The organism is Aurantiacibacter sp. D1-12, from assembly GCF_028858515.1.
Taxonomy (GTDB): domain Bacteria; phylum Pseudomonadota; class Alphaproteobacteria; order Sphingomonadales; family Sphingomonadaceae; genus Alteraurantiacibacter.
Genome location: NZ_JAPJZJ010000001.1, coordinates 391,722 through 413,232, shown reverse-complemented (window position 1 = coordinate 413,232; position 21,511 = coordinate 391,722). Strand labels below are relative to the sequence as shown.

Here is a 21,511-nt window from a genome sequence, read left to right as displayed (position 1 = left end):
AGGCCTTGCGGCAATGACCATGTCGAAGCCAGTGCCCGATGAAGCCACGCTGCGTGCGATCAAGCAGCGCCTGAACAAGCCCCTGGTGCTTGTGGGCATGATGGGCGTTGGCAAGAGCACCGTCGGGCGACGGCTCGCCAATGTGCTCGATATGGACTTCACCGATGCGGATGAGGAGATTGTCGAGGCGGCGAACATGTCCGTTGCTGAAATATTCGATCAATTCGGTGAAGAGTACTTCCGCGATGGCGAACGCCGCGTGATCGCGCGGCTGATGGAAAACAGCGGCGCGGGCTGTGTGCTGGCGACTGGCGGAGGTGCTTTTCTCGAAGACGAAACGCGCGAGCTGATCCTGCAGGAAGGCGTGGCCATCTGGCTCGATGCCTCGATCGATACGCTGGTTGAACGGGTCAGCCGCAACAAGCGCCGCCCGCTCTTGCGCACGGGGAATATCGAGGAGAAAGTCACCACGATGAAAACCGCGCGCGAACCGATCTATGCCCAGGCGCATATCCACGTGCAAAGCGACAGCGGCCCGCACCATTTCACCGTGAATCGCATTCTGGAAGGTCTCGACACATGGCTGACGTAAAGGTCGATCTTGCCGGGCGCAGCTATCAGGTGCGCGTTGATCGCGGGCTGATCGCTGACTTTGCCAATCAGTGCGGTGATTTGCTGCGCAAGAAGCGCGTGCCGATCGTGACCGATGCCAATGTACGTGCCGCATGGGGTGACGCGCTTGAAGCCTCGCTCCTCGCTGCAGGCAAAGAGCCGCGCTGGCTCGTTCACGAAGCGGGCGAAAGCGCGAAGAGCTGGGACGGGCTCTCCCGTACTGTCGAATGGTTGCTGGCCGAAGAAGTCGAGCGCGGCGATCACATTGTGGCACTTGGTGGCGGAGTGATCGGGGACCTCACGGGGTTTGCCGCCAGCATGCTTAAGCGGGGTTGCAGCTTCATCCAGGTGCCCACCACACTGCTTGCGCAGGTCGATAGCTCGGTTGGCGGGAAAACCGCGATCAACGTTGCGGCGGGCAAGAACCTTGTTGGCGCTTTTCATCAACCGTCGCTTGTGCTGGCCGACACGAATGCTCTCTCAACGCTATCGCCCCGCGAGATGCGCTGTGGCTTCGCCGAGGTCATCAAATACGGAATTCTGGGCGACCGGGAATTCTTCGAATGGTGCGAGAGCAATGTTGCCGGGATCTTGAGTCATCTTCCGAGAACGCTTGAATATGCGGTAACGACCAGCGTGCAGGCCAAAGCCCGTATCGTTGCGCAAGACGAACGCGAGACAAGCGGTGCGCGTGCGCTGCTCAACCTCGGCCACACATTCGGCCACGCGCTGGAGGCAGAGACCGGTTATTCGGACAGGCTACTCCACGGGGAAGCCGTTGCCATCGGGATGGCTCTGGCTGCCCGGTATTCGGTACGGCGTGGCCTAATGGATCAACGCGAAGCGGAGCGAATTGCAACCGCCATAGGGATCTCTGATCTCAGGACCGATATCTGGCGGCTCGAGGGGACCTGCACTGGCGAACAACTTGTGGCACACATGCTCCACGACAAGAAGATGGATGCGGGCACCTTGCCCTTCATCCTACTGCGCGGAATCGGAGAGGCCTTTGTCGACAACGAAGTCGACCTCGCTGATGTGGCGGAATTTCTGAACGAGGAACTGACCGCCGACTAACCCGCTAAGGGATAGACCGGCAGGTTAGTCCCCGTAGATCGCGACTTCGTTCACACCCGTGCTGTCTGCGCGGCCGCGGTACATGCCCGATGTGTTGAACGAAAATGCCGTCTGCCCCATGTTCGAGACGACAATCACGCCGCCCGTACCGCCCAGTTCGAGCACTTCGGTCATCAGGTTGTCGGCAGCTTCTTGCGGCCCCATGCCGGACAGGCGCATCAGATCGCAGATCGCGCGCGCCACACTTGCACGGATGAAGTACTCGCCCGTCCCCGTGGCCGAGACAGCGCAGGCGCGATTATCAGCATAGGTGCCCGCACCGATCAGCGGCGAATCCCCGATGCGGCCCCAACGTTTGCCGGTCATACCGCCGGTGGACGTGCCCGCCGCCAGATTGCCGTGTGTGTCGCGCGCAACGGCGCCCACGGTGCCGTAACGGTGCTCGTCATCTTCCAGCGTTGCGATAGCATTGGCACGGAAACGCTCGAGCGATTCGAGTCGACGCGGCGTGATAAACCATTCCTCTTCGACCTGCTCCAGCCCGCGGTCGGCGGCGAAGATCTCTGCACCCTCACCGCTCAGCAGTACGTGACGGCCATCGCGCATCACTTCCTGTGCCAGCAGGATCGGGTGGCGCACATTGCTTACGCCCGCCGCCGCACCGGCGCTCAGGTCATGTCCCAGCATCAGCGAGCTATCGAGCGATACCCGCCCTTCCCACGTCAGCACCGCGCCGCGCCCGGCGTTGAAGAGCGGGTCGTCTTCAAGAAGGGTAATCGCCGCGATGACGGCATCTTCCGCCGTTCCGCCTTCTGCCAGCACAGCCGCCCCCGCATCAAGCGCGCCCTGCAAGGCCGCGTTGTAGGCCGCTTCACGCTCGGGCGTCATGGACTCGCGTGCAATCGTCCCCGCTCCGCCGTGGATGGCTATCGACCAGTCGGACTGCTCAACCTCATGCGCCGCGATGGCGGTTGGCAGCAGGATTGCGAAGAGCGGTAGGAAAATGCGCAGCAGATGCTTCATGGAACGGCCCCATTTGTATTGTTGAAACCTTCATGCCGCCAGGCGCGGGTGAAGATCAAGGGGAAGCTTGAGCAAGCCCCTACTCAATGCCGGGTGGAGGCATCGCATCCGGTGCGCTGGGAGGGTACCTGGTGTTCATCTTCGCTTCCGCGGAGGGGTTGGCGACCCCGAACACCTCGCCGTCGCCGCAGGCCTCGCGAAGCTCCTCCATCGAGGGACCTCCTGGAGTAATAGGGTTGGGCGAGGCCCAGATGAACTCTTCACCCAGTCTCCCCTCCACCTCACCGGACACGCGGTTCACGAGGACGTAGTAGCCCTCATCATCCACATCGAGACCCGTTTCGGTGTGGAACCAGGCAAGCTGCTGCTCATCTTGTCCGCGCCGCTGCACGTAGAAGCACCCGTCGCGCAGGAAAATCCGGCCACCGCCCGCCGCCTGCAATTGCAGGCCAGTGCGCTGCTCCGATGACGGCCAGATGCGAATGCCTTCTGCCGCAGCCTCACTGACTCGCGGCATTGTGAGCGGTGGCACGAAGCTCCACCGCAAGTGGGGCGGAACCTCCCACCCGTTTTCTTCTACCCAGGCATCGAAGTCATCTGCAGTCAGACGTAGGTCGAAACTGGCGATCGGGGTATCGTCATCCTTGCCTGACAGGCCGTAGCCATCAACCAGATCCAGCGCCTGCAAACGCTGCAGCCACGTCTCGCCGACCTGCTTCGCATTTACGGGTGGCGAGCCCGTGCCCTCGCGCCGCAATGACTCGAAGTCGAACTGCTGCGGTGGCGCCTCGCGAAGTATCCGGGCATAGTCGGGTGCCGGTGCCTCAAGCTGCGTGGCATAGCCGCTTTCTACAGGCCCGGTCACACCAGTATCTCCATTGTTCGCGCCGCACGCGGTGAGCGCGACAAGAGGCAGAAGTACAGGAATACGCATGGTTTTCTCCTTGCTTCCTATTCTTCGCCTCTGCCGCTGACCCCGCGCTGAACGGCGCTAACTGTCCGTTTCCTCCCCATCATCCGGCCGATACTCGAAGATATCGCCCGGCTGGCAATCAAGCTCCCGGCAAATGGCATCCAGCGTGCGGTATCGCACTCCGTTGACCTTGCCCGTCTTGAGCAAAGAGAGGTTGGTGGCGGAGATGCCGACACGCTCGGCCAGGTCTTTCAGGCTGATCTTGCGCGTGGCCATCATGACATCAAGGTTGGTGATAATCGCCATCAGACCACACTCTCGCTGTCTTCGCGGAACTGCTTGCCCGATTTGAACGCGCCGGCCGTAATGAATGCTACCATTGCCAGAAGCATCGGCACGATGGGCGGTGAATATTCAAGCCAGATATTCTCCACGTCGGGTTTATTCCAGCTGATCGAGGGGTGAATGTGGCGATCCTCCAGCGGCGGGATCGCATCAAGGATGGCATACTGCGTCATGAAAGTGATCGAGATCGACAAGATGCTCGTGATCAGCAGGAACTTCCCGATGTTGCGCAATGACGCGATGTTTTCGTCATTGAACACGTCGCCCTGTCCCACTCGTGTTAGCATCCCACGAAGTTGCCAGAACACACCGATCAGCAAACCTAAAACAGCCAATCGGCCAAGTAGGCGTGTCGCGCGAAGCCAGCTGTGATTGTCAACGCGGATCGTGCCTTCCTTCAGCTGCCAGAATGCGTCAGCATCAGGCCCCGGATCAAGAACGATCATCTCGATGTTCTCGCTCGACGCGGGATAGCTCACCATGTGAAACTTGCCCTCGCTGTATGCGCCAAATGCCTGAATCAACGCAGCCAGCCCTGCGATGACAAACAATCCTATCAGCAGGTCCACAAACCGCCGCGTCCATTTCGTACTCTTCGCACTCATAGTCTTCCTCCAAATTCTGCTGGAGGAGCCTATGCGCTCATATTTTGCGATTCGCAACAGTTATTTTATGTTTTACGTAAATTATATATCTCACCGCATAAGGACGAGTTCTTCCGCCATGGTCGGGTGAATGGCTGTTGTCGCGTCGAAATCGGCCTTGGTCAGGCCCGCTTTCACGGCGACGGCTGCGGCTTGCATCATCTCGGCAGCCTCGGGCGCGATCATGTGGATGCCAACAATACGCTCGTCCTCCGCATCGCAGATCATCTTGATCAACGAACGCTCGTTCCGACCCGCGACCACGTTCTTCATCGGGCGGAAATCGGACTGGTAGACCTTGATCGAACCCAGCGAGTTGCGCGCTTCACCTTCGGTCAGGCCAACCGCTGCAATAGGCGGATGGCTGAAGACCGCGCTGGCAATGCAGCTGTGGTCAACGGCATAGGGTTCCACCTTGCCGAACACGCTGTCTGCAAAGGCCTGCCCTTCGCGGATGGCTACAGGGGTCAGCTGCACGCGGTCAGTCACGTCGCCCACAGCATAGATATGGTCCACATTGGTCTTGCTGAAACGGTCGACCACGACCTCGCCCTTCTTGCCGACCTCGACACCCGCGTTTTCAAGTCCCAACCCTTCGGTGTTGGGCACGCGGCCGGTGGCAAACATAACGCAGTCGACATCTATGTCGGGAGAGCCATCCAGCTCGACATGGAGCGAGCCGTCATCGTTCTTGGTGATCGACTTGAAGGTCGTGTTGAAATGGAAATTGATGCCTTTCATCAGGCTGATCTGCAGCAGACGGTCACGAAGCGCCTGATCATATTGCCGTAGCAGTTGGTCACCGCGATTGACGAGACAAACCGTGCTGCCGAATTCGTTGAAGATGCCGGCGAATTCGTTGGCGATATAGCCACCACCCGCAATCATCACCCGCTTGGGCAATTCATCGAGATGGAATGCCTCGTTCGAGGTGATCGCGTGCTCGCTGCCGGGAAAATCAAGCAACGCCGGGCGCGCGCCGGTGGCGATGAGAATGTATTTGGCAGTGATGACCTTGCCGCTTGCGAGAGTGATTTCATGCGGACCGGTGATCTCGGCACGTTCGCGGAAAATCTCGACCTTGTGGTTTTCGAGCGTCTCTCCGTAGAGACCCTCAAGCCGGTCGACATCGCTCATCACGGAATCGCGCAGCTTCTGCCAGTGGAAACGCTTGCCTTCGATCTCCCAGCCAAAGCTCTGGCAGTCCTCCAGGTCTTCAGCGAAGTGTGCGCCGTAAACGAGCATTTTCTTGGGGACGCACCCGCGGATCACACAGGTTCCTCCAACCCGATACTCCTCGGCAATGGCTACCCTTGCGCCGTGTGCTGCAGAAACACGGCTGGCACGAACGCCTCCCGAACCTGCGCCGATGGTGAAGAGATCGTAGTCGTATTGCTGGCCCATGGAGTGTGCCCCTTGAATTGCTGTCTGAACGCTATGGTCCAACAGCATTCGCGGGGCAACAGCCGGCGGTTACGTCAGCTTTCCAGGAATGGTGCGTAATCGCGCATCAGTTCCCATGCGCGCAGATCTTCGATGGTAATCATGCTGTCATCTTTGATACCCGCCTGCCGCTTGAGCAGCCGCATCACGGCGGCGCGCTGCGTTTCGCTGGCGCGCGGCAGCGTCACCAGCACATCGGGATTGTGCTCGAACGGAGCATCGAACAGCATCGCGCAGTTCATCGGATCGAAGCCGAAGCCGAGGAAGGCGAGCCGTTTGCCCTGCATGACTTCGCTGAGGATCTGGCGCTGAAAACCACGCTGGCCGGCGCGTTCTGAGACGGTGTGTATCTGCTCGACCACTGACGGAAGATCGTCCAGCTCTTCCGCGCCCCAATCGGCCGTGGGCATCTTGCCGTTCTGCCAATCAAGCTTTCCGGGCGTGCCGTAGGGATGGATGATCTTGAGCTTCTCCGCCACCAGAGCGCGTGCTTCGGTCAGGCTCATGCCGAAAGCCATGTGCAGCGTCCACGGCAGGTAATGCTCGATGGAACGGTCGTAGTTGAAGCAAATGATAGAGAGGTTGTCGAAGCACCGCTCCGCCCCTGACCGCGGGACACCGTTCACCACTGCACGAGCCAGCTGGAACAACCAGTTCTCGGTACCGCGCACGGGCAGGTCGCCCGGATCCTTGGGCTCTTCTCCCAGAGGAGACTGGCGCTCTACGTCCAGTGTATAATGCGCGATGGCGAGCTTGCCGACGGCCAGCACCATCGGATTGTCGCCGTGCTGCTCCAGAATCGCATCGATCGAACCGGAAATACGCGCGGCAGAGCGGATTACCTGACCCGCTTCCATCAGCGCTTCTTTCTTCACCCGGGCTTTCTTGGCGATATCAGCGATATGATCCGCCATCGCCTTGATATCGGGCGATTCGAGTGGTCCGCCGAGGCGTTGGAAATCGAAACCCGCCGCAATACGCGCCAGGAATTCCCGTCCGTCAGGAAATTGCAGCTCGCAAGACGCACCCGCGCCCACGACCAGTGTTGTCTTGGTTCTGATCATGCGCGCGAGGCTAAGCGCGACATGCTTAAGATTTGGCTAGCCTTAGGCCGATTTACCCCTGACGCGAAGCTCCACCGCCACGACGCTGGCCACCGCCACCACCGCTACGACGTTTCTGGAAGCTACGACCGCCACCAGGCCGACCACCGGGCTTGCCGCCGGGGCGACCACCAGGCTTTCCGCCACGGTTGCCTTGAGGGCGACCGCCGGGCTTGCCACCCTGCCCTGTACCGCTCGGCTTGCCCTTGCGATTGGGGTGCTTCTTCTTCGGCGGACCATCGGACTTCACTCCGCCACGCATGTCGGCAGAGGCACCGCGCGGCTTGGGCTTAACGCGCTTCATCTTCGTCTGGTTCGGGTGGGCACGCTTGGTCGGGCCGACGCCTTCGACAACTGCGCGGAAGTTCTCCGGCAGCGGCAGGCGATCAAACTCAGCATCGGTCTGCTTGCTGATGTCCTTCAGATATGCGCGCTCATCCTCGGCACAGAATGCAATCGCCACGCCATCAGCACCCGCACGCGCGGTGCGGCCAATGCGGTGGACGTACTGCTCGGGCACGTTGGGCAGCTCGTAGTTGATGACGTGTGAGACGCCGGGAATGTCGATCCCGCGTGCAGCCACATCGGTCGCCACCAGAACAGGCACCTTGGCACGCTTGAACTCGTCGAGCGCGCGCTGGCGCTGCGGCTGGCTCTTGTTGCCGTGAATGGCGTTCGCAGCGATGCCGACCTGGCCAAGTTTCTTCACGACGCGGTCCGCACCATGCTTGGTGCGCGTGAAGATGAGTACACGCTCAAACTCGCCCGGGACCGGATGGCGGCCCGAAAGGATCATTTCGAGCAGCGACTGCTTCTCGTTCGCCTGCACCATAAACAGGTACTGGTCGATCCGCTCCGCCGTCGTGCTTTCGGGCGTTACGCTCACCTGCACCGGATTGTTGCAATAGCCGGAGACCAGTTCCTTGATTTGCTTCGGCATGGTCGCGCTGAAGAACAGTGTCTGGCGATCCGCCGGGGCAAGCTCGCGAATGCGGCGCAGCGCGTGGATGAAGCCCAAGTCGAGCATCTGGTCAGCCTCGTCCAGCACCAGCACCTCGAGGCCGGAGAGGTTGAATGCCTTCTGGTCGATCAGGTCGAGCAGACGGCCCGGTGTCGCAACCAGAATATCAGTTCCACGGTGCAGCTTGTTGCGATCCTTGTTGACCGAGGTGCCGCCCACGATGGAATGCACTTTCAGACCCGCCAACGCTCCATAGTCCTTGGCGCTCTGGGCGATCTGGCCGGCCAGCTCACGCGTGGGCGCAAGCACCAGCATGCGGCACGACTTGAACGGGATCTGGTTGTCCGCCTTGCGCAGGTTATCGATGCTCGGGAGCATGAAGGCAGCGGTCTTGCCCGTGCCCGTCTGCGCAATACCCAGGAGGTCGCGGCCTTCAAGAACCGCCGGAATGGCCTGCGCCTGGATCGGCGTCGGCGTGTCATACCCCTGCATGTCGAGCGCCTGCATGACAGGTTGCGACAGGCCGAGATCGGAAAATTTGATAGTCATTATGTGTATCTAAACTCGCAATATATGCGGCACGCTATCCGGAATCCGAAACGGAATCCGAGCGCGGCGCGGGTGTCAAAACGACCCGCGTGAAAAGGGAAGTCTCAGGTAAAAGGACCGAAGGGCTGCCGGGGCTTGATGGTTTTCTACCACCGCCGCTTCACGCTGGCGCACACTTCGATGGGGGGCATGTGGATGCTGCAGTGCAAAAAGTCAATGCGAGAGCGTTAACCCGCTCCGCCGAACAGCTTGCTGAGCCGGACGATTTCCAAGTGACCACCTTCTAGAAACTGGCCCATACGAGGTCGGCAAAGCCAGTTGACAGCCATAATGGCAACTCTCCCAACTGGGAATAGAAGGCGCAAAGGGACGTTGAAGTCGATCCTGCGACAATACGCGCAGGATCTCCTCAAAACCAACGAGAAGTCTTATACTTGCGTGTTCGGTTCTTCCGGATCAGGCACGATCTCTTCACCAGCGTCGCCTTCAGGCTGCTGCTCAGTTTCGCCTTCAGGAGGCTGTGCTTCGGTACCTGGAGGGGTTTCGCCCCCATAGCCCGCAGTTTGTTCCATATCTCCAAGGCCGCAAACTTGCGCGAGTGCGCTTACAACACCGGCGGTTCGTTCCGCTTCAGGAAGGCCCGAAAGGATTGAGTTCATACTGACAAGGCAATTGGCTCCTGCGCGTGCAACAGCCACATCGTCCACTCCGACTGACAGGTTCTGCGCAGCCACACCTGTGGCAAATAGCTTACCAAAGCCCAGGCTGGCACCTGCACTGTTCTGAGCGCCGGCGTTGCCTCCGACACGAGCTTCGAAACTTCCGAAAACCGAAAGTGCATCACTTCGATCGGAATCGGTGTCGGAAAATCCTGCAAGCAGCTTTTCTACGGGAATGCCGCTGATCTGGCCGTTATCGCCTGCAATCTGAGCAAGCGAGTCTTCGAGCCTCGTTACAGGGGACGAACCACCATATAGCCGCATGATATCGGACCCAAAGGATTCGCAGCCCGAGTTTGTTGTCCCATTTACAGAATTGCAGTTCCGCGCGACAGCTACGGGAACATATGCCGCGTCAGTCGTATTTGCCCCAATCGTAAGATTGGCACCTGGGCTATCTGCCGTGCCAACAGAAACATCTACGCCAACCTTGTTCGAAGACACGTAAACGAGCGGAACGGATTCAATCGATTGGCATCCACCCAGCACCACCAATATCGCAACAATCGCCAGCTTTTTCATTCTTCACCCCCCAAATAACAAATTGAACTTTTGCCTGAACTTTCTCCAAACGCCTCTTCCAGTAATTCTATTTGCTCATCAGTAGCTTCAAAAATCACCACGCTGCAGGCCGACTGGTCGAGCACAATCACTACTTCTTCCGAGCGGTAGCCCAACGTCGTGCTGTCCAAACCGGGCACGAGGCCAAAGCCGGTCAGCCGATAAGCAATCACATCAGCATCTGTTTGAGGGGAAAGCTCGGTCACGCCAAAGCCGACAGATGTTGTCGCCTGCGCTCCTTCAACGCGCACGACAGTGCAGCCTGAACAAAACGCATGGGCGCCGATAAGCGCCAGAAAGGCAACAGTTCTTCGCAATTTCCCCCTCAGAATTGCTCTGAGGGAGAGCCTTGCAGATGTGTGCGAGAAGTCAAATTTTTGGCGCCAAATACGCTCAAGATTACAAAGTTGTAATCGAGCATACGCTGGCTCACCCCACCCCGGCCGCCTTAAGTAGCGCCTCGGTGCTTGCATCGAACCGCTCGCCACCCTTTTCGATCTTCTTCGCGATTTCCTTGCCCAGTTCGACGCCGAACTGGTCGAAGGGGTTGATGTCCATCAGCACGGCGTTCGCGAAGGTGCGGTGTTCGTGGAAGGCGATCAGCGCGCCGAAGGTCGTCGCGTCGATATCGTCGCACAGGATCGTCGCGGAGGGACGGTTGCCAGCGTAGCAGCGGTGCGGATCGTCCGAGCTTTTGCCTGCCATAAGGGCCGCGCCTTGGGCGAAGCAGTTCATCAGCAGGATCGTGTGGTGCGCGGCGTCGAGCGTGTCGCCCGCTTCAATGCTGGCGATGAAGTCTATCGGCACCAGATGCGTGCCTTGGTGGAGCAGCTGGAACACCGCGTGTTGCGCGTCGGTGCCTACCCCGCCCCATGTGATCGGCGCGGTCGGGCCGCTGGGTGAGCCATCGACCGTCACGCTCTTGCCGTTCGATTCCATTTCCAGCTGCTGGAGGTAATCGGGCAGCAGCCGCAGCCGCTCATCATAGGCGAACACGGCGCGGGTCTGCGCGCCCTTGATACGAGCATAGAGCAGATCGGCGAAGGCCGCGCACAGCGGTAGGTTGTCGCGCCCGTTCACGTCGCGAAAGTGCTCGTCCACGCGCGCTGCACCGTCGAGCATCGCCTGAAAATCTTCCCAGCCCACGGCCACCGCAACGGGGAAACCTATGGAGGACCACAACGAGTAGCGCCCGCCAACGCTTTCGGCGAAGGGTAGAATGCGCGTTTCGTCGATACCCCATTCCACCGCCTTTTCGGGCGCGGCGGTGAGCGCAATTACGCGGCCCGAGGCATCGGCGACGCCATTGTCCGCGAGCCACTTGAGCGCGCTCTGGGCGTTGGTCATCGTCTCGATCGTGGTAAAAGTCTTGGAGGCGACCGCGATGAAGGTCGTCGCGGGATCGCAGGCCTCAAACGCCTCTTCCAGCGCCACACCGTCAATGTTGGAAACAACATGCACATCCACCAGCGGCAGGTCGCGCGCGAGGGCGTCCACTGCCAAGTCCGGCCCTAGCGCGCTGCCGCCGATGCCGACGTGGATCAGGTGCTTGATCTCGCCAAATGCGCCTTCGTGCAGCGCGCCGACGAGCAGCCGCATGCGTTCGCGCAAGGCCTCTGCTTCTTCGATCGAGCTTTCCTTGCCCACGCCGCGCAGTGCCGAATGTTCGGCGGCGCGACCTTCGGTCGGGTTGACCACTTCGCCTGCGAACAGCTTGTCGCGCATTCCATCGAAGTCGCTTGCTTCGGCAAGGGCCTCGAAATCGGCCAGCAGGTCATCGGTCAGGTGCGTTTTCGACCAGTCGAACAGCACGCCCAGCCCGTCTGCCGTCAGCTCCAACCGTGTCGCCAGCTTGTCCACGCGATCTGCATCGGCGGCAAACAGCTCTTCCAGGGTGGGATCAGGGTGGAGAGCAATTTTCTTCCAGGCGTCATCGCGGCTGAGGGTCAACGGGAAATCCTTTCCTACAATATCGCTCTATCGCTAGGCGCTTCGGCCATGATTGCAAACCGCAAATACCTATGCACGATGGCACTTTTCAGACTGCCCGACGCGGAGCGGCAGAATTTGCCCCAGGACTGTGTAACAGGTGTAACAGGTTCCCCCGTGGGCGTTGAAAAGCGCCGGAAAACACGGTCAAAACGATCACCACGCTTGACCTTCGCGGCGCGGCGCAACAAGGCTCTGCAGCGATGAGTGAAGAGCATATCAGAGAGATCGACGAGCCCGCCGATGCCCCCAAGGCAAAGGCGGACGAGAAGGACGTGAAAGAAGAGAGCTGGGGCAGCTTCGGCTGGTTCCTGGTCAAACTGGTGATCGTGGTGCTGATCTTCCGCACCTTCTTCTTCACCAGCTTCAACATACCGTCCGAGAGCATGATGCCCCGCCTGCTGGTGGGGGATTACCTGTTCAGCCAGAAGTGGTCCTACGGCTATTCGCGCTATTCGCTGCCGTTCGACATCGACGTTGGCGATGGCCGCTTCCTCGCCAGCCAACCTGATCGCGGCGATATCGTGATCTTCAAGCACCCAATCGACGAATCGGACTACATCAAGCGCGTGATCGGCGTCCCTGGTGACACGGTGCAGATGGTCGATGGCGTACTCAACCTGAACGGTGAACCTGTCGGCATGGAGCGGATCGAGGACTTCGTGATCCCTGTGCGCCCCGGTGAAGGCTGCCGCGGCATGGCCAGCACCTCGCCCGATGGCGAACGCATGTGCACCTACACCCAGTTCCGCGAAACACTGCCCGGTGGCGTCTCGTACAACATCATCGACCTTGGTGTGACCGGGCAGGACAACACCGCACCCGTGATCGTGTCCGAAGGCATGCTGTTTCTGATGGGCGACAACCGCGACAACTCGCTCGACAGCCGTTTCCCGGCAGAGCCCAACCGCGGCATCGGCCTTGTCCCGCAGGACAACCTCGTCGCCGAAGCGAGCTTCATGTACTGGTCCACCGATGGCCATGCCGAATGGGCGCTCCCGTGGACGTGGTTCACTGCCGCCCGTTGGAGCCGCATCGGGGACGGCATTTGAGTGCATTGAATGGCGATACGCGCGGCTGGCTGGAGCAGACCGGCTTCACCGTGCGCGACGAAGGTCTTTGGCGCGAAGCGTTGACCCACGGCAGCACTGGCGAGGCTCGCGATTACCAGCGGCTCGAGTTCCTGGGTGACCGCGTGCTTGGCCTCACCATCGCGCACTACCTGTTCGAAAACGGCCGCAGCGATGAAGGCCGCATGGCGCAACGCCTCAACGCTCTGGTGAGCAAGCAGGCCTGCGCCGACCGCGCGCGCGAAATCGGCATCTCCCCGCATGTCATCATGGGCAAGCAAGCCCGCGAGGACGGCGCGCACGACAGCGACAACGTGCTGGGCGATGTGATGGAATCGTTGCTGGGCGCGAGCTTCCTCGAAAACGGCTTTGACGCTACGCAAGCGCTGATCCGGCAACTGTGGGACGGCGCACTGAAGGGCAAGACCGGGCAGAGCAAGCATCCCAAGAGCGCGCTGCAGGAATGGGCCGCAGGCAATGACCGTAGGCCGCCAGACTACGAAGTCGTCGACATCCAGGGCCCAGACCATGCGCGCAAGTTCACCGTGCGGGTGAGCGTGCATAAGGTCGGCGAGGTTGAAGCGACTGCCAGCGGTAAGCGCGATGCGGAGACAGAGGCGGCCAAGCTGTTCATGGAGAAGTTCGGATGAGCGAAGCCGAAACCAAATGCGGCCTCGTCGCCGTGATCGGCGCTCCCAATGCGGGCAAGAGCACGTTGGTGAACCAGCTCGTTGGTCAGAAGGTCGCGATCACCTCCGCCAAGGCGCAGACGACGCGCGCACGCCTGCTCGGCATTGCATTGCACGATGACGTGCAGATCTTGCTGGTCGATACGCCCGGCATCTTCGAACCCAAACGCCGGCTCGATCGCGCAATGGTGAGCGCGGCATGGGAAGGCACGACCGCGGCTGATGCGGTGCTGCTGGTGGTCGATCCCGTAAAGCAGCGTCGGCACGAGCTGATGCCGCTGCTGGAAAGCCTGAAAGACCGCCCCGAACGCAAGATCCTCGTCTTGAACAAGGTCGATGTGAGCAAAAAAGAGCCGCTGCTCGCGCTGGCACAGGAGCTGACTCAGATCGCCGAGTTCGGTGAGGTCTACTTCGTCTCTGCCCTCACCGGCGATGGCGTGCCAGAACTGAAAGAACGGCTCGCCGCGATGATGCCGGAGGGACCGTGGCACTATCCAGAAGACCAGGTGTCGGACGCTTCCGAACGCCTGCTCGCCGCCGAAGTGACGCGCGAACAGCTTTACCGCCAGCTGCATGAGGAACTGCCCTACGATGCCGCAGTACGCCCTGAGAGCTACGAGCAGCGCGAAGACGGCTCGGTCGAGATCCGCCAGCAGATCGTGATCGCGCGCGACAGCCAGAAGCCCATCGTGCTGGGCAAACAGGGTCGCCGGATCAAGGAGATCGGCGAGGAAGCGCGGAAGGAACTGTCAGCAATCCTGGGCCAGAAAGTCCACCTCTTCCTCCACGTGAAGGTGGACGATCGCTGGTCCGAAAACCGCGAGGTCTACGAGGAGATGGGGCTCGACTGGGTCAGATAACGCCGAGCTTGCGCAGCTTTGGCGTCAGGGTCGCATCGTTAAACGGCTTCACCACGTAGTCGTCTGCGCCAGAGCCGATACCCTTGTGAATATCGTCTGCTTCGCCCTTTGAGGTGCAGAAGACGACTTTGACCGCACTCGCACCGGGAAGCTCTCGCAAGGAGGAAACGAACGTCGGGCCGTCCATCACCGGCATGTCCCAATCGGTCAGCACAAGATCGGGCATCGCGGCCTTGCAGCGGACAAGCGCTTCCTCGCCGTTCTCGGCTTCGACAACTATGAAACCAAGCCCGGTTGCGATGCTGCTGGCAACCTTGCGGATCACGCGGCTGTCATCGACGACAAGGCAGGTCCTGCCTGAAGCTGCGGGTTTGGCAGAGCCATCGCGCGCGGCCTTGGCCGCCTGGACAATCGCTTCGGTCGGATCGGTCGGCTGCTCGTCGGCTATCGGCTCAGGTGCGAGATCGGTCAGCTCAAGCACGTCTTCGGGTGCTTCTACCTCAACCGCTTCCTCCAGCATCTCTTCGGCGGCCACGTCCTGCGAGGCCTTGCGGTTCGCGGCGAGGCGTTCAGCCAGCGTCATGCTCTTGTCTGCGGCATGCGGACCGGTGCGGCGTTTGATCAGATGTTGCATCGTCGCGTCCCCTTAAAACCGGCCGCCAGCGACAGCAGTCACCGAAGCGGCGGAAGCCGCGCGGACATGGATGTAAGGTGTCCAGACATCGCCGAATTCGGCCTTCTGGTACCACACGTCGAGCACGTCATACTGCTCGTAAACACCGCTCTCTTCGCGCAGGCGAATACCTTCACCGATGCGCGGCACCGATGCAAAGCGCAGACGCTGTTGCGTCTGGTGCGTCTCGTTCTGAATTTCGATCTCGATCACTAGACAGGTCCTCGATTGAAGGCCCCTGCCTAGCGGGCATTTCTTGATTATTTACCAACAAACAATGCGCTTTCGAAACACGCTGCCAAACACGCCTATTTCTTGGCCGCAGCCTTCTTCTTCGGAGCCGCTTTCTTCTTGGCAGGAGCCTTGCGCTTGCGCTTCTTCGCCGGGCCTTTAGCTGCCTTCTCCGCGATCAGAGTAAGCGCCTCTTCCAGTGTGAGAGCGCCTTTGTCTTTATCCTTCGGTATCGTCGCGTTGACATTTCCGTCGGTGATGTAGGGGCCATAACGTCCGTCCATCAGCTTCACATCGTCACCAGCCTCGGTTTTGCCGAGCACCTTCAGCGGTTCGCGGCTGCCACGCCCTCGCCCGCCTTTTTGCGATGCAGCTTCTGCCAGCAGGTCAACCGCGCGGTTCATGCCGATCTCAAAGATCTCGCGGGTGTTCTGCAGCTTGCCGTAAGTGCCATCATGACGGACAGCGGGGCCATAGCGCCATGAACCGGCCTCGATATCCTTGCCCGTTTCCGGGTGTGGCCCGATCACGCGAGGAAGCCCGAGCATCTTGACCGCCCATTCGAGATCGAAATCGTCGATATCCTTAGGGATGGAGGCACGCTTGGCATCTTTTCCGGTACCCATCTGCACGTACGGTCCGAAGCGGCCTGACTTGCGCTCAATCGTCTCGCCCGTTTCAGGGTGCTCACCCATCGCGCCATCGTCCGATCCATCATCGCTGCCAGGCTGGCCGAATTTGCGGCGGAAGTTGCACTCCGGATAGTTCTCGCACCCGATAAAGGCGCCATATCGGCCGCCGCGCAGATGCAGTTCGCCGCCCTCGCGGCCCTGTTCGGCACATAGCGGACACCAGCGTGGTGGTTTCCCATCTTCGCGTTCCGGGAAGAGGAAGTCGGCAAGAAACTCGTCCAGCACCTCGGTCACTTCCGAAGGCTGGCGTTCCATCACCTCATCGCTCTTCGGCTTGAAGTCACGCCAGAAAGTGCTCAGCAACGCCTTGTATTCTGCTCGCCCGCCGGAAACATCGTCCAGCTCCTCTTCCAGCTCTGCCGTGAAGTCATAGGCCACGTAGCGGGGGAAGAAACGCTCAAGGAATGCTGTGAGAAGTCGTCCGGAATCTTCTGCAAAAAAACGATTTTTTTCCATCCGCACGTAATCACGATCACGCAACGTCTGAATGGTGGAAGCATAGGTTGACGGGCGCCCGATGCCGAGTTCTTCGAGCCGCTTGACCAGCGAAGCTTCGGAGAAACGCGGCGGCGGCTGGGTGAAGTGTTGGGTCGCCTCGACAGTCTTCTTCGCCGGAGCATCGCCCCTGCGCATCACCGGCAGCAGATTGTCATCGTCATTGTCTGACTTGTCGTCGAAACTTTCCGAATAAACCGCCAGGAAGCCCGGGAATTTCACAACCTGCCCGGTAGCGCGCAACTCATGCTTGCCGGTCGGATCGCGCATGGTGACAGTGGTACGCTCAAGTTGAGCAGTCGCCATCTGGCTCGCCATCGCGCGCTTGTAGATCAGGTCATACAGCTTCGCCTCGTCTCCCGAACCGGCGCGATCCTTCTTGAAGCTTGTCGGACGGATCGCCTCGTGCGCTTCCTGCGCATTCTTCGCCTTTGACTGGTAGAAGCGTGGCTTTTCGGGACGGTAATCCTCGGCAAACCGGTCCGCGATGGCATCACGCGCCGCCATAATGGCGCTCATATCCATCTGCACACCATCGGTACGCATATATGTGATCGCTCCCGCTTCATAGAGCGACTGAGCACAGCGCATCGTGTGGCTGGCCGAGAATCCCAGCTTGCGCGCGGCCTCCTGTTGCAGGGTCGAGGTAGTGAACGGCGGTGCCGGGCTGCGCTTGAGTGGCTTGGTCTCCACCTCTTCCACGGTAAAGCGGCCCTGCTCGACAGCGGCTTTCGCAGCATCAGCATCGCCCTTGTTACCGAGTGTGAGCTTCTCAAGCTTCTTGCCGTCATAGCGGACAAGGCGACCATCAAAGGCCGTCCCGTCGTGCTCCATCTTGGCGACAACGGACCAGTATTCGTCCGCTTTAAAGACTTCGATTTCACGTTCACGTTCGCAGATCAGGCGCAGGGCGACCGATTGCACACGGCCGGCGGACTTTGCGCCGGGCAGCTTGCGCCACAGGACAGGCGAGAGCGTAAACCCGAACAGATAATCGAGTGCGCGACGCCCGAGGTAAGCGTCGATCAGATCCTGATCGAGCTCGCGCGGCGCTTTCATCGCGTCGGTCACCGCCTTTTTGGTGATCGCGTTGAACGTCACGCGCTCTACTGCGGAAGGCAAAGCCTTGCGCTTCTTCAGCAGCTCCAGCACGTGCCAACTGATGGCCTCACCTTCACGGTCAGGGTCAGTTGCCAGAATCAGGCGATCCGAATCCTTTGCCGCATCGGCAATAGCTTTTACCTGCTTTCGGTTGCGCTGGTCGGCATAGACTTCCCAGTCCATCGCGAAATCTTCATCCGGGCGAACGCTGCCATCCTTGGGCGGCAGATCGCGCACATGGCCGTAGCTGGCGAGAACCTTGAAGTTCTTGCCCAGATATTTCTCGATGGTTTTCGCCTTGGCGGGCGACTCAACAATAACGAGCTGCATAATATTCCGATGGGTGTCCCTACACGTGTACGTACGCGCGAGGGTGGTGCGGGTTTCACGGTTTCGTCAAGCGGGTGGAGACACGGACGTGCAAAATCAAGCAAAGACTTCGGTCAGCGAGGCGGTTTCATCGCTCAGCTGGCGATAGGCCGACATGGACAGACCCGCGAGCAGTACTGGCAGGAAATACACCCAGAGCCAGAAGAGATCATCCCCGGCCACCACGTCCATCACATCCGCCAGCCCGATAAGCGCCGCGGCGAGGCCAAACGACAGGCCCCAAATTACGCATATCACAGTAGCAGCGAGAGTAAGAGCAACGCTGTTTTCCGAACTGGCACTCCAGCTTTCCCCGATAGCCTGAATAAGGTTTCGCTTCTGTGCGACCAGGTAGGTGGGTGCCATGATCCATTTGGCGATAAGGATCAGGCCGGGGATGACAAACAGGTTGAGCCCGATTGAGATCGGCACGATCAGCACCAGAGCCATTACAAAGAATTCGACGATCCGCCACTTACCATCCTGCAGCATGCCGGCTTTGCGCAACATTGCTTGGTAGAGCCAATACTGCGCCACGAAATAACCGAGGAACAGCACCAACGAACTTACAAGACTCGAACCCAGACCGATCCATCGAGTCGGAAACAAGAGCAACGCGGCGAAGATGACGAAGTAGATCGCCAGCTCCTTGCGGATCTCTGACAGCTCGCGAAATGCTCCGGCGAGCAGGTCAAAGACATTGGCGCGCTTTTGCTGGACGAAGCTCATGTGTGCTTTCTCATCTATCGATCAGCCTGCTAGGCTAACCCTTCCGCCCGCATGTCTGACCAAATTACCCGCAATCTCAAGCTCTAACAGCGCCATCTGCACAGCGCCGGCACTTTCGCCTGATTGGCGGATCAGTTCATCCACTGCAACAGGAGCGGTAGTCAGAAGGTCGGCAATGTCTGCACCATTGGCGGCCTCATCCTCCGAAAAATCTCCGTAATCCGTGGGACTGACGGGCTCGTGGAATGATGACAGCGGCGAGCCGTCGTAGCCGGAAAGTAGCTCCATCACGTCGTCCGCCGATTGCACCAGAACCGCGCCTTCGCGGATCAGGTGGTTGCAACCTTGGCTACGTGCTTCGAGAGGGCTTCCGGGTATAGCCATCACCTCGCGTCCCGCTTCTCCCGCCAGCCGCGCCGTGATGAGCGAGCCGGACTTTGTCGCCGCCTCCACCACAAGCGTTCCGCCGGCCAGCCCCGCAATAATGCGGTTGCGCTTGGGAAAATGCTGGCCGCGCGGTTGGGTGCCAGGCGGCTCCTCGGCGATCAGCAGGGCGTCGCTCGCGATCTGCTCCTGCAACTTCGCATGCTGCGGCGGGTAGGCGATGTCGATCCCGCTTGCGATTACACCGATGGTGTGCGGCATCGCGCCTTCGTGACAGGCTCCGTCGATCCCGCGCGCGAGCCCGGAAACGACGGTGAACCCACCCTGCCCTAGCTCCCGCGCAAAGTCGCGCGCCAGCTTGACCGCAGCTGCAGAAGCATTGCGCGCACCGACCATCGCCACGCAGGGTTTTGCGGCCAGCGCCATATCCCCACGCACGGTCAGGATCGGCGGAGCACCCTCCATTTTGCCGAGCAAGGCGGGATAGTCCGAACTATCGTGAAACACATATCGCGCGCGCTCTTCCCGCGCCGCCGCCACCTCATTCTCAATGCGAGACCGGGCAGCTGGCCTGTAATCCCGTTTCGCCCCACGCCTCGCGAGATCAGGCAGCGCTTCTAGTGCGGCGATCGCATTGCCGAAACGCCGCAACAGCTGGGCATAGGAAACAGGGCCGATATTGGCGGAGCGCAGCAGGCGGATACGCGCAAACGCCTCCTCCTGCGAAATCGAAGTTGTGGTGGTGCCCCCGCCCTCGCTCACTTTTTGCTGCCGACCTTTGGCTCCTCACCCTTCATCAGTCGCCCGATATTCGCGCGATGCAGCCAGATGATCAGCACAGCGATCAGCGCAAGGACAGGCACAAATTGCTGGAAACCGAGAGCATATGCCGCAATCGCCGCTGCCACCACGGCGCTCATCCCGGCGACAGAGGAAATCTGGCCGATCGCCAGCACTGCGACCCAGACCACCGCGTATGCGAGCCCGATAGGCCAGGCGAGCCCGAAGCTGACCCCGGCATTAGTCGCAACACCTTTGCCGCCTTTGAACTTGAGCCAGACCGGAAAGCAGTGCCCCAGAACCGCACCGAGAGCGGCGAGTGACATGCACTGCCAAACTAGATCAGCAGGCCGGATGTAGCTCCATATCCACGCAGCGATCAGCACCGGCACCAGCCCTTTGGCGAAGTCCAGCAACAGCGTCGCCGCTGCCAAACCCTTATTCCCCGTGCGCAGTACGTTCGTCGCGCCGATGTTGCCAGATCCGATATTGCGGATGTCCCCCATCCCCGCTGCCTTGGAGAGCAGCAAGCCGAAAGGCACCGAACCAAACGCGTAACCGAGCAGGAGTGCGAGCAAGAAGTCCATGCGGAGACCCTAGCCCCTTCGCAAACTCTTGGGAACGCCCAACCTTGTCGAAAATGGAGGAAGGCTCTAGGCGCTGCGATCAAATGATCGTTTCCGCACAATCCCCGATCCTGCTTTTCGATTCCGGCTTTGGCGGGTTGTCGGTGCTTGCAGCGGTCAGGGAAACGCTCCCTGATGCGCCGGTCATCTATGCTGCAGACCTTGCCGGACTGCCCTATGGCGAGAAGACCGAGGCGGAGATTGCGGCGCGGGTTGCAGGGCTGCTCGGTCGCCTTGCCGAGCGGTATCAGCCCCGCCTGATCTGCATCGCCTGCAATACTGCGAGCACCATTGCACTGGGCATGGTGCGCGATGTGCTGGAAATTCCGATTGTCGGCACAGTCCCTGCGATCAAGCCGGCAGCGGCTCTAACCAAGACGGGTGTCATCGGCCTGCTTGGTACCGCTGCCACGATTCGGCAGGGCTATGTCGACGATTTGGAAGCCAAATTTGCTACGGATAAGAAGCTTATCCGGTACGCCGCACCCGAACTGGTGCACGCTGCCGAATTGCTGCTTCGTGGCGGCACACCAGACCCTGCGATTTTCGAGCAAGTGGCGAATGATCTGCGCAGCAAAGCAGGCGACGCCGAGATAGACACGGTTGTGCTGGCCTGCACCCATTTCCCTCTGCTTGAAGCACAACTGCGCGCTGCCTTTGGCCAGGAAGTGCGATTCGTAGACGGTGCAGCAGGCATTGCCCACCGCGTGGCCCATCTTACGCAGGATCAGGCGTTCGAACGCGATGGCCCCGGCCTGGCTATCGTGACCGGCCCGGTTGACCAGACGTTAGCGCACGCGCTTCAACCCTATGGCCTCTCGGTTATCGAGCGGCTTTAACGATCACTCTATTGAGAATTCTTCGCAAACTTTT

At 60.1% G+C, this 21,511-nt stretch carries 22 protein-coding genes; 6 read left to right on the top strand and 16 right to left on the bottom strand.

Features of this window, described 5'->3' with window-relative positions:
- Window positions 1–13: 13 nt before the first annotated feature.
- Both OOZ52_RS02125 and aroB read left to right on the top strand, forming a co-directional pair.
- Window positions 14–592 carry a shikimate kinase gene (locus OOZ52_RS02125; RefSeq protein WP_274696827.1) on the top strand — a complete coding sequence of 193 codons (579 nt, stop codon included), beginning with the start codon at window positions 14–16 and terminating at the stop codon, window positions 590–592.
- Window positions 580–1,689: a 3-dehydroquinate synthase gene (aroB, locus tag OOZ52_RS02120; RefSeq protein ID WP_274696826.1), complete on the top strand. Its 1,110-nt coding sequence runs from the start codon at window positions 580–582 to the stop codon at window positions 1,687–1,689. Before OOZ52_RS02125 ends, aroB begins: the two co-directional genes overlap by 13 nt.
- Window positions 1,690–1,713: 24 nt before the next feature.
- Here aroB and OOZ52_RS02115 read toward each other — a convergent pair whose 3' ends face one another.
- The 10 genes from OOZ52_RS02115 to pgi form a co-directional block, all read right to left on the bottom strand.
- Window positions 1,714–2,712: an isoaspartyl peptidase/L-asparaginase family protein gene (locus OOZ52_RS02115; protein ID WP_274696825.1), complete on the bottom strand. Its 999-nt coding sequence runs from the start codon at window positions 2,710–2,712 to the stop codon at window positions 1,714–1,716.
- A 79-nt stretch (window positions 2,713–2,791) separates the two neighbouring features.
- A complete protein-coding gene (locus OOZ52_RS02110) occupies window positions 2,792–3,646 on the bottom strand; it encodes a hypothetical protein (protein WP_274696824.1) in 855 nt (284 codons plus the stop codon).
- A 57-nt stretch (window positions 3,647–3,703) separates the two neighbouring features.
- Window positions 3,704–3,931, bottom strand: a complete 228-nt coding sequence (locus OOZ52_RS02105) for a helix-turn-helix domain-containing protein (RefSeq protein ID WP_274696823.1) — start codon at window positions 3,929–3,931, stop codon at window positions 3,704–3,706.
- On the bottom strand, window positions 3,931–4,575 hold the full coding sequence (locus OOZ52_RS02100) for a DUF2975 domain-containing protein (protein ID WP_274696822.1): 645 nt from the start codon (window positions 4,573–4,575) through the stop codon (window positions 3,931–3,933). The genes OOZ52_RS02105 and OOZ52_RS02100 overlap by 1 nt, the downstream gene beginning before the upstream one ends.
- A gap of 90 nt (window positions 4,576–4,665) precedes the next feature.
- A complete protein-coding gene (gene gorA, locus OOZ52_RS02095) occupies window positions 4,666–6,018 on the bottom strand; it encodes a glutathione-disulfide reductase (protein WP_274696821.1) in 1,353 nt (450 codons plus the stop codon).
- A 74-nt stretch (window positions 6,019–6,092) separates the two neighbouring features.
- Window positions 6,093–7,121, bottom strand: coding sequence for a hypothetical protein (locus tag OOZ52_RS02090; RefSeq protein ID WP_274696820.1), 1,029 nt, complete (start codon window positions 7,119–7,121; stop codon window positions 6,093–6,095).
- A gap of 52 nt (window positions 7,122–7,173) precedes the next feature.
- Window positions 7,174–8,670 (bottom strand): DEAD/DEAH box helicase, encoded by a 1,497-nt coding sequence (locus OOZ52_RS02085; protein WP_274696819.1) that lies wholly within the window; start codon window positions 8,668–8,670, stop codon window positions 7,174–7,176.
- A 428-nt stretch (window positions 8,671–9,098) separates the two neighbouring features.
- Window positions 9,099–9,653 carry a hypothetical protein gene (locus OOZ52_RS02080; protein ID WP_274696818.1) on the bottom strand — a complete coding sequence of 185 codons (555 nt, stop codon included), beginning with the start codon at window positions 9,651–9,653 and terminating at the stop codon, window positions 9,099–9,101.
- 254 nt (window positions 9,654–9,907) lie between these two features.
- Entirely contained in the window at window positions 9,908–10,267 is a 360-nt protein-coding gene (locus OOZ52_RS02075; protein ID WP_274696817.1) for a hypothetical protein, read from the bottom strand.
- A gap of 112 nt (window positions 10,268–10,379) precedes the next feature.
- Window positions 10,380–11,900, bottom strand: coding sequence for a glucose-6-phosphate isomerase (gene pgi / locus OOZ52_RS02070; RefSeq protein ID WP_274696816.1), 1,521 nt, complete (start codon window positions 11,898–11,900; stop codon window positions 10,380–10,382).
- A gap of 242 nt (window positions 11,901–12,142) precedes the next feature.
- On the opposite strand from pgi, the gene lepB reads away from it, so the two are divergent.
- Genes lepB through era form a run of 3 tightly spaced genes read left to right on the top strand, consistent with a single transcriptional unit; the run spans window position 12,143 to window position 14,558 of the window.
- Window positions 12,143–12,991, top strand: coding sequence for a signal peptidase I (gene lepB, locus OOZ52_RS02065; RefSeq protein ID WP_274696815.1), 849 nt, complete (start codon window positions 12,143–12,145; stop codon window positions 12,989–12,991).
- Window positions 12,988–13,659, top strand: a complete 672-nt coding sequence (gene rnc, locus OOZ52_RS02060) for a ribonuclease III (protein ID WP_274696814.1) — start codon at window positions 12,988–12,990, stop codon at window positions 13,657–13,659. Before lepB ends, rnc begins: the two co-directional genes overlap by 4 nt.
- Window positions 13,656–14,558, top strand: a complete 903-nt coding sequence (gene era, locus OOZ52_RS02055; protein WP_274696813.1) for a GTPase Era — start codon at window positions 13,656–13,658, stop codon at window positions 14,556–14,558. The genes rnc and era overlap by 4 nt, the downstream gene beginning before the upstream one ends.
- On the opposite strand, the gene OOZ52_RS02050 is transcribed toward era, so the two are convergent.
- The 6 genes from OOZ52_RS02050 to plsY form a co-directional block, all read right to left on the bottom strand.
- Complete coding sequence (locus OOZ52_RS02050) at window positions 14,551–15,192, bottom strand: response regulator (RefSeq protein WP_342454922.1); 642 nt, start codon at window positions 15,190–15,192, stop codon at window positions 14,551–14,553. The two genes, era and OOZ52_RS02050, sit on opposite strands and share 8 nt — an antisense overlap.
- 12 nt (window positions 15,193–15,204) lie before the next feature.
- Window positions 15,205–15,444 (bottom strand): hypothetical protein, encoded by a 240-nt coding sequence (locus tag OOZ52_RS02045; RefSeq protein ID WP_274696812.1) that lies wholly within the window; start codon window positions 15,442–15,444, stop codon window positions 15,205–15,207.
- A gap of 95 nt (window positions 15,445–15,539) precedes the next feature.
- Window positions 15,540–18,080 (bottom strand): type I DNA topoisomerase, encoded by a 2,541-nt coding sequence (gene topA / locus OOZ52_RS02040; RefSeq protein ID WP_274696811.1) that lies wholly within the window; start codon window positions 18,078–18,080, stop codon window positions 15,540–15,542.
- A 96-nt stretch (window positions 18,081–18,176) separates the two neighbouring features.
- Complete coding sequence (locus OOZ52_RS02035; RefSeq protein ID WP_274696810.1) at window positions 18,177–18,848, bottom strand: hypothetical protein; 672 nt, start codon at window positions 18,846–18,848, stop codon at window positions 18,177–18,179.
- Between the two features lie 21 nt (window positions 18,849–18,869).
- Window positions 18,870–19,994 (bottom strand): DNA-processing protein DprA, encoded by a 1,125-nt coding sequence (dprA, locus tag OOZ52_RS02030; protein ID WP_274696809.1) that lies wholly within the window; start codon window positions 19,992–19,994, stop codon window positions 18,870–18,872.
- Window positions 19,991–20,599, bottom strand: a complete 609-nt coding sequence (plsY, locus tag OOZ52_RS02025; RefSeq protein ID WP_274696808.1) for a glycerol-3-phosphate 1-O-acyltransferase PlsY — start codon at window positions 20,597–20,599, stop codon at window positions 19,991–19,993. The genes dprA and plsY overlap by 4 nt, the downstream gene beginning before the upstream one ends.
- Window positions 20,600–20,682: 83 nt before the next feature.
- Between plsY and murI the strand changes: the two genes are divergently transcribed.
- A complete protein-coding gene (gene murI / locus OOZ52_RS02020; protein ID WP_274696807.1) occupies window positions 20,683–21,477 on the top strand; it encodes a glutamate racemase in 795 nt (264 codons plus the stop codon).
- Window positions 21,478–21,511: the final 34 nt, after the last annotated feature.